Source organism: Arcicella rosea, from assembly GCF_040543805.1.
GTDB lineage: Bacteria > Bacteroidota > Bacteroidia > Cytophagales > Spirosomataceae > Arcicella > Arcicella rosea.
Genome location: NZ_JBEUMS010000004.1, coordinates 156,230 through 169,418 on the forward strand (window position 1 = coordinate 156,230; position 13,189 = coordinate 169,418).

10 protein-coding genes are annotated in these 13,189 nt (G+C 33.6%); 5 read left to right on the plus strand and 5 right to left on the minus strand.

Features of this window, described 5'->3' with window-relative positions; all coding sequences use genetic code 11:
- Positions 1-49: 49 nt before the first annotated feature.
- Together ABID42_RS06935 and ABID42_RS06940 are read right to left on the minus strand one after the other, a co-directional pair.
- Positions 50-1,222, minus strand: a complete 1,173-nt coding sequence (locus tag ABID42_RS06935; protein WP_367283009.1) for a hypothetical protein — start codon at positions 1,220-1,222, stop codon at positions 50-52.
- An 8-nt stretch (positions 1,223-1,230) separates the two neighbouring features.
- The gene (locus ABID42_RS06940; protein WP_367283010.1) at positions 1,231-2,199 is read right to left on the minus strand and encodes a DUF2157 domain-containing protein; all 969 of its coding nucleotides are present in this window, start codon (positions 2,197-2,199) and stop codon (positions 1,231-1,233) included.
- A 48-nt stretch (positions 2,200-2,247) separates the two neighbouring features.
- Here ABID42_RS06940 and ABID42_RS06945 point away from each other — a divergent pair, with 48 nt between their 5' ends.
- Positions 2,248-3,981 (plus strand): VRR-NUC domain-containing protein, encoded by a 1,734-nt coding sequence (locus ABID42_RS06945; RefSeq protein WP_367283011.1) that lies wholly within the window; start codon positions 2,248-2,250, stop codon positions 3,979-3,981.
- A gap of 426 nt (positions 3,982-4,407) precedes the next feature.
- The gene (gene hpf / locus ABID42_RS06950; RefSeq protein WP_323260328.1) at positions 4,408-4,758 is read left to right on the plus strand and encodes a ribosome hibernation-promoting factor, HPF/YfiA family; all 351 of its coding nucleotides are present in this window, start codon (positions 4,408-4,410) and stop codon (positions 4,756-4,758) included.
- 197 nt (positions 4,759-4,955) lie between these two features.
- Here the strand turns inward: hpf and metK are convergent, their stop codons facing one another.
- From metK to ABID42_RS06965, 3 genes are all read right to left on the minus strand, one after another.
- A complete protein-coding gene (metK, locus tag ABID42_RS06955) occupies positions 4,956-6,236 on the minus strand; it encodes a methionine adenosyltransferase (protein ID WP_367283012.1) in 1,281 nt (426 codons plus the stop codon).
- Between the two features lie 185 nt (positions 6,237-6,421).
- Positions 6,422-7,609: a lycopene cyclase family protein gene (locus ABID42_RS06960; protein ID WP_367283013.1), complete on the minus strand. Its 1,188-nt coding sequence runs from the start codon at positions 7,607-7,609 to the stop codon at positions 6,422-6,424.
- Positions 7,610-8,366: 757 nt separating this feature from the next.
- On the minus strand, positions 8,367-9,113 hold the full coding sequence (locus ABID42_RS06965; RefSeq protein ID WP_367283014.1) for a hypothetical protein: 747 nt from the start codon (positions 9,111-9,113) through the stop codon (positions 8,367-8,369).
- Between the two features lie 1,177 nt (positions 9,114-10,290).
- On the opposite strand from ABID42_RS06965, the gene ABID42_RS06970 reads away from it, so the two are divergent.
- From ABID42_RS06970 to ABID42_RS06980, 3 genes are all read left to right on the plus strand, one after another.
- A complete protein-coding gene (locus ABID42_RS06970; RefSeq protein ID WP_367283015.1) occupies positions 10,291-10,836 on the plus strand; it encodes a DUF7010 family protein in 546 nt (181 codons plus the stop codon).
- Positions 10,837-11,010: 174 nt separating this feature from the next.
- Positions 11,011-12,033, plus strand: coding sequence for a PDDEXK nuclease domain-containing protein (locus ABID42_RS06975; RefSeq protein ID WP_367283016.1), 1,023 nt, complete (start codon positions 11,011-11,013; stop codon positions 12,031-12,033).
- Between the two features lie 172 nt (positions 12,034-12,205).
- Positions 12,206-13,039 carry a hypothetical protein gene (locus ABID42_RS06980; protein ID WP_367283017.1) on the plus strand — a complete coding sequence of 278 codons (834 nt, stop codon included), beginning with the start codon at positions 12,206-12,208 and terminating at the stop codon, positions 13,037-13,039.
- The last annotated feature ends 150 nt before the right edge of the window (positions 13,040-13,189 follow it).

Here is a 13,189-nt window from a genome sequence, read left to right on the forward strand (position 1 = left end):
GTGTTTTTTCTTAGAGAATCATTGAAAGATTATATTTAATATTATTATGTCAATATTCTCCACCGGCACCACCTCCACCAGTACTTCCTCCGCCAAACTTAAGGTTTTCATCGTTCGAATGTAGCTTCGTATTTACAAGTTCTGATAACAAAATGGTATCTAAATTTAACCCTTCATAATTATTATCTGGTGCATAAGTAAAGCCAAATTTAGGTTGTTTTAGCTGATAGATAATAAATGAAGCTGCGGCAATCAACAAAGTCCCGCAAATCAATAAAGCGATTTCTGTAGGAATGATTCCGAAATAATATCGATAAGTAAAGAATGAAAAAGCAGCAGTCAATAAGCCCAATACCAAAAATGTTCTGTCTCGTTTTTTTAATCCAAAGGCAATGTAAGCTATTGGAATTAGTATGGTGAAAAGATAAAATAAAGGAGCTAAACCAATTTGCGGAGCAACCGAAGTAATTACTTTGTTAATCATTGCATTGCCTTCCCGAACGATAAAATAATTCACGCTCAAATAAGCTGAAGCCAAAGTCAGTGTTTTAAAAATATCTAAAGATGTTTCATAATAAAGATAATCTGCTCTTTGTTTTAGTTTTGCTACAAAGTAATAAGCACCTAAAGAAAAAAATAGCATGATAAATGGCAAAAGTGTTTTTCCGACAGAAAATGTGAGTGAAAAATCCACTAAAATAATCACCAACAAAAAGTAAATAACACAGGCTACAAAAACATCTGCATAACGAATATAAGCCACAATAAAGAAAGGTAGTATAAAAGAAAATTCAAGCCAAGCGGGTAAATGTAAAGGTTCTAACTGAACGTAAATGACAGTAACAAATGCTACGATGGCACTGTATAATAAACCGTTATCAATGCCAGATTGAAATATTTTTTTGGTTTTGATAAGAGATTCTAAGAGAAAAACTAAAAATACTCCAAAGGCAAATGCTAAAATGGTTAAACCTGTTCTGGGACTTTCTCGAAAAGTATTTTCAAAAATTAAGTACAATAATGACACACTAAAAATGCAAGCCAAACAAGTAAAAAGAAATAATGCAATTCTGATAAATGGATTCGGCTGGTAAAAATCTAAAGGAAATTGATTTTTGATTTCAATATTTTGTTGTTCAGAAAGTAATCCTTTTTCAAACCAATCTTGGGCTTTACTTTGAAGAAAAGAATTGTCAATCCATTGTTGTTGATATGCTTTCATAGGCGTTTTTAGCGTTTTTTAAGAATTTTCTTCAAATTAAATAGCAAGAATATCACACCTATTCCAGTGGCAACGAAGTAATACGCCGCAAACCAAGCCCTTACTGAACCTGCTGGGAAAATATCAAAAATAGCTTCGGTAAAGGCGATGTAGGCAAAAACAATTCCCGTCAACAAAAAAACATAAGACTGTTTTATTTTGGCATAGAAAAATAAACCGACAGAAATTGCCAGTACAATTAATGTGTACAAATACTTGTGATGCTCACTAAAAACGCCTGCAATTCCTGCAATTAATGCCAAATTACTTCCCAATAAAAGATAAGAAAAGGCAAAATGCTGTTTGAGCTTTCGGAGCTCAGAAAGTAAACCTATTGCCATGTATAAAAGTCCGAGAGCGATTGAAGTAAAAATAAAATAAGGAGCTGTAAAATCGTTCTTAGAAAATACTGCTAATGGAGAAATAGAAACCCCAACCCAAGAAGCAAAAGCCGTTATTGCCATTGAAAGTATGCCACGATGGTCAAAAAAATAAGCAGAAAAGAAAAAAACGATGGCAGGAATAAAAGTAATCAAACCATATTTTTCACCAAATAAATTGTATTGATATTGTAAATAGCCTTCCAAAGTTAAGAAACACAGGCAACCCAATAATAAAGCAAAATCTGCAAATGGATTTACTTGTTCTACAGCATCCCAAGTAAAGTTTTGTTTTTTCCAGCAAGAAAAAGCAAAGCATGCTACCACTAAAAAACTAATGAAAATTACAATCGCTGCATGACCAATTGAATCAAGATTTTGATAGATAACAATTCCCAAACCGCTACTCAAAAGAAAAATACCTAAATAAAGTAAAAGCCTTAATTCATAATGTAGTGAAAATGGTTTTGACTTTTCAAAGTCATTAATCTTTTGTACTTCCTTGGTAGAAATAATGGATTTTGCATGAAATATTTCAAAGACTTTTTGGTCTGTCATACCTAAATAGGATTGTTTATCTTTGTAAATTACGAAAAAAATGATTGAATGGCTCCTGAAAAAATAGAATTGCCTCCTAAATATTACTTGGAGTATTTCCAATACTTGCTGACTTTCGTTCAAAAAAAGTACCAACATATTCTGAACGAAAATGAACAGCAATTCTTGTCTGGCTTTGATGCTTTGACGGAAGACGAAAAATGTCTATTCATCAGATTTGCCAATCGTACAGGTTCTTTTTTTAGAACTGAAAAATTGAAATATGCTGAAATTGAGGATATTCCAGAAGTATTAAATAGTTTAATTAACAAAGGTTTTGTAGAACCTTTATCTAGCAAACATCTTCCGCAAGCGTATGAAGTATTAGATATTTTTAATAAGTCTGAGCTGATTTTTTTAGCAAAAATGCTCAATTTAGAAACCAGAGGAAAAGCTTCCTTGAAAAAAGAAGAAGTACTAGATTGGCTTTTGGAAGTTGGAAACTGGGAAGAAATTCATTTCCTACTCAACGAAAAAGATTTTTCAGCCATTCACGCTGTTCAGCATTCGGTCGTAAAAGTATGTTTTGAAGAAGAAGTACAACTTTTGAAATTTCTATTTTTTGGTACTCGTCACGGCGACATGTCAGAATTTGTAACTCGTGATTTAGGGTTTCAATCTTATGAAAAATACGACGAAGATAAAATGGTGGCGTATTTTCAAACTCGACAAGAAGTTGAGGATAAACTAAAAGTAAGTTTGGCTCGTGAAGATTTCTATTTGATGCAAGAAGCCAAAATTGAATACCTAGAAATCTTTAATTGGTTTATGGATTGGACGGAAACGCATCGTAAAGAACTTACCGAAATCGCCATTCCAACCTTTGAACGCTTTACTTTAAAAGTTGGTGCTTATTTAGAAAAACTCAAAGCGCTGGACGAAGCATTAATTGTATTTCGTTTAACAGAGCAATCGCCTTCAAGAGAAAGACAAGTACGAATTTTAGATAAACTCAAAAACAAAGAAGAAGCCAAAGCACTCTGCGAATTGATTTTGGCAGAGCCACAAAATGCCGACGAACATTTTTTTGCAGAAGATTACCTAAACCGATTGGAAGCGGCTCTTCAAAAAAAGAAATCGAAGAAAGCCATTACACAACATTTACATGGTTCAGAATCCATTACAATTGATTTGATTTGGAAGCGACAAGTAGAAATGGGCGTGATTGATTATTACGAACGACATGGAAAGAAGGCAACTTTTACCGAAAATCATCTTTGGAGAAGCTTATTCGGCTTACTTTTTTGGGATATTATTTTTGATACAGATACTTTAGCCATTCACCATCCTTTACAGCGTTCGCCTTCAGATTTATTCAAACCTACTTTCTTTGAAAAGCGTAAGGAAAGGATGGAAGAACGTCTGTTGATGTTGGAAGATATTGACGCAACTACGATTTATATTCATAATATTTTCTTTGAAAAGTACGGAATAACCAATCCTTTGGTAGATTGGTATGGCGGACTTTTCCCATTGATTCTTACCCTTTTAGAAAAACTTTCTCCTGAACAAATAAGCTTGATTATGCTAGAAATGGCAAGAAATTTAAGAGAAAATGTAAGAGGTTTCCCAGACCTGATGATGTGGTCTGATGGTGAATATTGCTTTGTAGAAGTGAAGTCTCCAACGGATAGTTTATCGAATCAGCAATTGTATTGGCAACGTTTTTTTGAGAAAATTAATGTGCAATCTAAAGTATTAAGAGTGGAGTGGCAGAAGCCAAATTTAGATGAATTTTTATAGATTTTATAAGCAGTTTTACCCATAAAAAACTTCTTTTTTGCACTTTTCTAATAAGTTTTCATCGTCACTATATACCAGGATTCAATAACTTTGATTATTCAAAGAATGTGGATTTAACATTTGGATAATCAAAATATAATCTCTAAATTCATTATAAGAAAAAGCTCAGAAAAGTTATAGACCCTGTTTTAATGAGAGGGTTTATTTGACTAAAACGGAGAGTTCTTTGTTTAGACTTTAATGTTTCTTATTCATTGTTTTTTTGTTGAATTATTTTTTTTGTTTGATTGCAATAAGCGGAAAATTGTTAGAGTAAGTAAAAAAGAATTAGAAACAATAAGGTAAAACAGAGAACTGCTCCATTGAGCAAAAGCTTTATCTGAGAGCTTTCTTTTAAAATTTGTTTAACTTAAACACCGAGTGCGTATGAAATTACAAGTGCATTCAATTCACTTCGATGCTGATATCAAGCTATTGGAGTTTATCCAGTCAAAATTAAACAAGCTGGATACGTTTTATGACCGAATTACTGGAGGTGAAGTATTTCTCAAAGTAGATAAAGGAGATACGAAAAAGGTCAGAAGTAAAATGTTGGAAGTTAAAATTAATTTACCCGGAGGAACGCTTTTCGTAAAAGAACAGGGTAAAACATTTGAAGAAGCAATGGATATTGCCATTGAAGCTTTAAAAATCCAACTTAAAAGATTTAAAGAACGAATACAAGAAAAAGCTAATCCGACTAGAAATGTACTGATGTCGATGGCTATGGAAAGTTAATATTTTATTGCAAATTGCTTTGAAAGGGAACTTCATTTGGAGTTCCCTTTTTTATTTGTCTTCGGATAGAGTATAAATTGATTTTTTTAGGCTTGAGATATAAATTAGATAATATTATAAAATGGTTAATAGTAAAAAAAAATAAGGCGCCGATTGACGCCTTATTTTTTTTGTAATATATTCAAAGATTTTTGTAATTAAGCCAAACCAAATTTAGCTTTTACAGCATCCACATAATCTAATTTTTCCCAAGTAAAAAGCTCTACTTCTTTTTCAAAAACAACACCGTCTGGTCCTTTGAATGATTTTATTACAATCTCATTCGTACGTCCCATGTGTCCGTAAGCGGCTGTTTCTGAATAAATTGGGTTACGTAATTTCAAACGTTGTTCAATTGCATATGGACGCATATCGAAGATTTCTTCTACTTTACGAGCAATCTCTCCGTCAGTTAAACCAACTTTGCTAGTGCCATAAGTATTGATGAAAAGTCCGCAAGGTTGAGCAACACCAATTGCATACGAAACTTGTACTAACACCTCATCAGCTAAACCTGCAGCGACTAAGTTTTTCGCTACGTGACGAGTAGCATAAGCTGCCGAACGGTCAACTTTTGAAGGGTCTTTTCCAGAGAATGCACCACCACCATGAGCACCTTTTCCGCCATAAGTATCAACAATAATCTTACGACCTGTCAAACCTGTATCTCCGTGTGGACCACCGATTACAAATTTACCAGTTGGGTTGATGTGATAAGTAATTTCACCGTCAAACAAACCTTGTAGTTCTGGCTTACATTTATCTTTTACTCTTGGAATTACGATATTGATAACATCAGCTTTGATTTTCGCCAACATTGTTTCATCATCAGAGAATTCATCATGCTGTGTTGAAACAACAATGGTATCAATTCTTTGAGGAACGTTATCGTCAGAGTATTCAATCGTTACTTGTGATTTTGCATCTGGACGAAGGTAATTAATCAATTCTGGTTCGCTGTTACGAATCGCAGACATTTCCTTCAAGATTTGGTGAGCCAAATCTAAAGCCAAAGGCATATAGTTGTCAGTTTCTTTGGTGGCATAACCAAACATCATCCCTTGGTCACCAGCACCTTGCGCATTTGCTTTCGATTCGAAATCATCAGCCGTTACTCTGTCAACACCTTGGTTAATATCAGCAGATTGGTCGTGGATAGCAGAAATAATACCACAAGAATTTGCCTCAAACATGTATTCAGATTTAGTATATCCGATTTTACGAATTACATCACGAGCAATCGTTTGTACATCAAGGTAAGTATTTGTTTTTACTTCACCTGCCAATACCACCAAACCAGTGGTTACAAGTGTTTCGCAAGCTACTTTTGAAGATGGATCAAACGCCATGAAGTTATCAATTAATGCGTCTGAGATTTGGTCTGCTACTTTGTCTGGGTGTCCTTCCGATACCGACTCAGAGGTGAAAAGATATGCCATTATGAATATTTTATATTTTGTGAATCAATCAAAGTACAAATTTATCACTAATATTTTTATTTGACAATTTGGCTTATTGAATGCGCTATTTATAGATAAATTATCTTTAAATAAGTATATATTTAAGGATATTAACTATAAAAAAGATTATTCACATAAAATATTAGGAGTAATACTACCATATTTTAATAGAGTTTTGAAAGGATAACTCCTTTTAGTCCTAAAATAAAAGGAAAAGAAGGAACACTCTGCATGATACTAATATCTTTCAAAACGCTGGTGTCTTCATCTAAAAATTTCAATACATCGGCAGGACGATTGTATTGAAATAGCTTTGTAAATATTTCATCCGCAGGCATTCTTTTATGAAGCATCACATTCAAGAGCACACTATCCAAAAGGGCTTTCCAAGTACTTGTTCTGAAATTCCCTTTAAAAGTAAGCGGAATGTTTTTGCTTTTCGCCACTTCCAAATCCTTCACTAATTGTTGTAAAAACCTTTGTGTCCGCTGAAAACTATAACCCGTAGAAGCCTTTACATAACCCCCAGCCGTACCAATTCGGATAACTTTAGGCGAAGGTGAAATTACTTGTGGCTCATCCGACATCGGGATTACGCCTGATTCTATTTCCGTAATTTGATAGTTTTCAATCTTTAAAATCTCTTGAATATATTGTTTTAAAGTATCATTGTACGAAGCTTCGTCGAGTAAATTATCTGAGAAAATAGTAAATTCTATCAAAGCTTTTTTCTCGGAATGTGGCAACACATATACAAATCTACATTCATTTTGTTGTTTAATTCTAAAATCAAAAAGAGTAGGTTCTTCAGGTTTAAAACTTGCTTGAGACGTTTCAATTACCCAGCCTTTAAAGTGTTGCAACATATTATGATACTTCGCCTGATTGAATTTTGATACTGTAATACTATCAAAAACAAAAGCTTTGGCTTTGAAAATACCTTGATTAGTCATCACTGTAGCTTCATCTGCAGTACTTTCAATGTATTCAATCTCAGCTTGCAAGAAATTAATATTCGGATTCTTTTTGAGCTGAGGAATAAGATATTGATAGAAGTCTTCTCCACGAAGCATTTTATAAGAATACTCCTCAATGTTCAGAAATGAAGCAAAATCTTGATGCCCATAAAACCAAAGTCCCTTCCATTTTCTATAAATAATCTCTTCAAAAGGACTATTTCCCTGTTCCCAAAAGCACCAAGTATGGTCATTCGCCTGCTTTACATCACGGTCGATAATTAAGATAGACTCATTTTTCAATAAGCTTTTATTCAAATAAAAAGCCAAAGAAAGCCCCGCCATACCGCCACCAGCAATGATATATTGATAAGTATTTGGAAGATTTTGATTCATGGTAAATATGAAGAAAAGCCAATTTAATGATTTTGTACGAAAACCATTCTACTCAATCAACTTGAAAAGCTAAATCTTGTTTGAAAATTTGTAGCGATGAGCTTATTTATTATTCATCTTGTTTGGTGGAATGGTCATCTAATAAAAGATAAAGCAAAAAAAGACTTGCCAATTTTTTAAAAATTGACAAGTCTAATATTTACAGCTTGCAAGTTCCTTAAATCAGTATTAGGGCTGAAGGTTTGAAATTATCCAATTTTATTTGCTCATTAACTGATAAAAAATTTAGATGTAATTTTCAAGAACAACTTGTAGCGGCAACTCTTGCAGTTGCCGTTTCAGACGAGGCAACCGCAAGGGTTGCCACTACAACAAATCATTTGTTAAATAAGCATTTTGAATACTAATTTAATCCTTCATACAGTAAAAATCAGGACGCTTGATTTCTCAGACGACTTACAAGATTTCTAAATCAGGAAGCTTAATTTCTCGGACGACCTATAAGATTTCTAAATCAGGACGCTTGATTTCTCAGACGACTTGCAAGATTTCTAAATCAGGATGCTTAATTTCTTGGACGACTTACAAAATTTCTAAATCAGGACGCTTAATTTCTTGGACGACTTACAAGATTTCTAAATCAGGACGCTTAATTTCTCGGACGACTTACAAGATTTCTAAATCGGGATGCTTAATTTCTCGAACGACTTACAAGATTTCTAAATCGACTTGCAAACTCCCAAGCCTTTAAAGCTACTTACTTTTTCTTGGAATACGTAATACTAATCCCACTCACTTGCTTATACGCTGGACTACTTGCTCCAAATGCCGCTTTTATATATTTTTTCACATCAATACTAATATAATATAAACCTGTTCCTTCTTCATATAAAACCTTATCCCTCAGAAGTCTAGCATTACTAAGATCAGTATAAATAGCCGAAACGTGTTCGTTGGCACTACTTTGTTGGTTAATTAAATTCTTTACAGTACTTACTTTCAAATCCACTTCATTAGGAGCATAACTAGGCTCGCTTTCTAAAATAGCGACCAACGCTTTTAAATGCTCAACTTGCTGGTTAAAAGATAGTTGTGACGATGAAATTGTTTTAGGAGTTTCACTATTACTACTATCTAAATTGTTGGTTGTTACCTTAGTAGAGCTTGCCCTCTTCCCTTGCAGTTTTCGATTAAATCCTTTTACATCTTTCTTCGTAGCATCTGGGGCATCGGTAGTATCAAAAACATTAATGAGCCGAGTAGATAAAGGTTTATTGTCTTTAAACAACAAAGCCCTTTCATTGATAGCGATATTATAGGCAGTATTTTGTCTAATAATTTCGTCGATTGCATTCTTTGCTTGGCTGTGAACGGTTTCTAAAGAAGGGATTTGAATAGAAGTTTTGCTAGGTTGGTATTGAGTGCCGAATCCTTTGCAGAAATTAATAAGGTTTAGGAAGTTTTTCACGTTCATAACGTGTCCTGTTTCTGATGTTGTAGTCATTTTTGTTGATTTTGGAAAAAGTGAGAAATTAATAATAAGGTAGCTTAGAGCAATCAGCTTTGAGTTCCACAATAGAATACATCTACCTAGCTCTCAGCTAATTAAAATTAATATTTTTTTTCAATTGAAAAGACGAGCACCTCCGTATTTTTATTAAACGGTAATTTTTTGGGTGGAAATTCGCTTGTATCTCCATTACAGGGGGATGATATGTTTGTAGAGAAAGGAAAAGGGGAGAAATGTACGACTCCCAAAGGTTAGAATAGGAGGGATTGGTACAAGAAAATAATAACAAAGACAATATAAGAAGTACGACTAAACTTTAGCATATTTGGGGGGGGAAGTAGTATTTAAAGTAAATAAACTTGGGGAAATGAACATCATAAAACATTGGTTTGGCAAAACTATCTCGTTTCCCGTCCTTGTTGGTATTTGTTCACTAACAACTAGTGCTTAAGCAACGCACCAATTATCAAAACCATATTTTTTGAGTTGTAGGAAAGCCTAAGACTACTTGAAGGATGTAAAGTAAGTTTGCATCTTTAAAATAGTATAAATAGACTTTTCCCAATCCCGAAGGGATGTCAGGATTATAGAAAAGAGCAAGATATTGTTTTTAAAACCCCGAAGGGGTGATATAAATGTGTCGTATCACCCCTTCGGGGTTTTTAGTTTTTTGTTAATGGCTTATCTATAATCCTATCATCCCTTCGGGATTTTGATTTACTCCGTTGTTAGTGTTTCTTTCGCCTTTGTTGGTGTTTCTTCACCAACAACAGGTGTGAGGTGTGTAAGCACCTCACCAATTATCAAAACCATATTTTTGAGTTGTTGTAAAGCCTAAGGCTAATTGGAGCATTTTTAAAATAATGGAAATAGAGCTTTTCCTCAATCCCGAAGGGATGTCAGGATTATAGAAAAGAGCAGATATTGTTTTTAAAACCCCGAAGGGGTGATAGTAAATGTGGGTTTTTAGTTTTTGTTAATGGCTTATCTATAATCCTATCATCCCTTCGAGATTTTGATTTTCGTCATTGTTGTTTGTCACGGGTCACCAAGGCTAATGATACGTGTATAAGCACCGTACCAATTCTCAAAACCATAATTTGAGTTGTATAAAAGCCTAACATTAGTGACAATTATAATGCAGAACCAAGTATCTAACACAATACAAAATATGGATAATTTTAAAGAGGCTCAAGAAGATATGAGAGATGGCTACGGCTATGGCTCAATCGGCATTTTTGTTTCAGGGACAGTTTGGATAACTGCTGGTTTAATGGTGAATTTATATTCATCCCAAAAAGGTATTTGGACCTTAATTATTGGGGGAATGTTCATTTTTCCATTGGCAACATTAATTGAAAAACTAATAGGTATCAAAGGAGGACATCATAAAGATAATCCTCTCGGAAAACTTGCAATGGAAGGAACAATATGGATGATTATGTGTATTCCTTTAGCTTATGGTTTGTCTTTGGTTAAAACAGAATGGTTTTTTCAAGGAATGTTGTTGATAATTGCCGGACGATACTTGACTTTTGCAAGTATTTACGGTTTGCGTATTTATTGGCTTTTGGGAATTGTTTTAGGCTTGGCAGCTTATGGTCTATTTATCATGAAAGCATTAGATTTTGTCTCTGCATTGACAGGCGGTTGCATTGAAATCGTGTTTGGTGTAATTGTTTATGTTTTATATAGAGATAACAAACAAAAGGATTGAGTGTTTCTGCCAATGTTGATGTTTGAGACAGGGTTGATAAGACCAACAAGACCTGTGGTTAAACTGTAATTTTTTCAAAGATAGACGTTAGCAGATATTGCATTTGAACACTCGTCATAGAAATTCAAGCTTTTAAAATTTTATATTTGTGTTATGAACTTAATACAAATTAAGATGACAAATATTCCCTTAAAGAACTTATCAAAAAAGATTTCAGATTTACTTAACGAAGCTCGAAAAAGAGTACTTCAAACGGTAAATCATACCATGGTTTTGACTTATTTTGAAATCGGAAGAATGATTGTTGAGGAAGAACAAAATGGAAAAGAAAGAGCTGATTATGGAAAACAATTGCTATCTGAACTATCTAACAGCTTGAATAAAGAATTTGGAAAAGGTTTCTCGATAACGAATTTACAGCAAATGAGACAATTCTATCTTGTTTATTCAAAACAGCAGACACTGTCTGTTAAATCTGAAAAAGGTCAGACAGAGTTTAACGAATTCAAGCTTAGTTGGTCTCATTATCTAAAACTAATGCGAATTGACGATGAACTTGAAAGAAAATTTTATGAAATTGAAACTTTCAAAAATAATTGGAGCTTAAGGGAATTGGACAGGCAATACAATTCTGCATTATTCACAAGACTTGCATTAAGCAAAAACAAGAGTGAAATTTTAAAACTTGCTGAACAAGGTCAGGTTATAGAAAAACCCCAAGATGCCATCAAAGACCCTTATGTTTTAGAGTTCATCGGGCTTCCAGAACAAAACACTTATTCAGAAAGTGATTTAGAACAAAAGCTTATCGACAAACTTGAACACTTCCTTTTGGAACTTGGAACAGGTTTTACTTTTGTTGCAAGACAAAATAGAATAAGTTTTGATGACAAACATTTCAGAATTGATTTAGTTTTTTACAACCGAATTTTGAGATGTTTTGTACTCATAGACCTGAAATTAGGAGAATTAAAGCATCAAGACATAGGACAAATGCAGATGTATGTTAACTATTACGATAGAAAAGTAAAACTTGAAGACGAAAACAAAACAATCGGAATAATTCTTTGCCAAAACAAAAGTGAAGCAGTGGTTGAGTTCACACTTCCAGAAAACAATACTCAAATTTATGCAAGTAAATATTTGACAGTTTTACCAAGTAAAGAAACGTTAATAAAACTAATCGAAAAGGGCTAAACAGAAAAGTAACATCAGGTAATAAATAAGGTATTGCCAAAATCGGAGCTGAATGGCTTTGACAGATAGATTCTGTTCTTCGATTGAACTTTTGTGCTAAAACACTTTGCCACTAAGCCGTAAAACTTTTAGAGTCAATATTGAAAAACTACAAAACGAGACTAATTTAACAATGAAATACTTTTTCTTGCTGACAATTTTAACGATAATGTCATGTTCGCCTAATATTAGATCAAAAATCACCTCTAAACAATCTTTATTATCTGACAATGAACCTGTTTTGGTTTTTCAGAAAGATGAACCTTTTGACAATAATGGAATAAAAATTGGGACGATTAGGGCTGGGGACTATGGTATGTCAACAAATTGCTCATATAACGAAGTTATCAGAACGCTAATTCAGCTTGCTAAACAGAATGGGGCAAATATTCTAAAAATTACAGAACACAAAACACCTGACTTATGGAGTACTTGTGACAGAATAACTGCACAAATTTATAGAGTTCCTGATTTTAGGAAATATGAAAAAGAAATTGTTTGGTCACCAAATCGCAAACTCACTTGGGATGACTTTAAAGGAAGTCCCAAGCCAATTTCAAATACCAACGTTGCAGCGACATCTTATTGTGGATTCGGGTTTGAAACGAACAGAGTAGCGTTGTTTAAAAAAATAAAAATTTACACCAAAGCAGTTTTTGATTGCAAATTGAGTTGGGTAACACAAGACCAAGTTGGCAGACAAGACTTATTAGAACACGAGCAAACTCATTTTGACTTATGCGAAGTATATTCGAGAATATTAAGAAAAAGAATTGAAGAGAAAAAATTGACAGTTTTCAGTATAGAGAATGAAGGAAATGCTATTTTTAAAGAGGTTTATGATTCCTATTTGAACAGACAAGAACTTTATGAAAAGGAAACGAATTACGGACTTAACAGACAAAAGCAAATTGAGTGGACTAAAAAAGTAGAGAAGGAACTCGCAGAACTTAACACATCTTTGTAAGATAAAATATTTACATAATTATGTAATCCGCCATTGTTGATGTTTGAGACAAGGCTGCTAAAATCAACAATACCTGTAGTAAACTATAGTTTTTCACAGATTGCCATTGGCAGAAATTGTTAACACATAACTAAACATAATATGAAACTA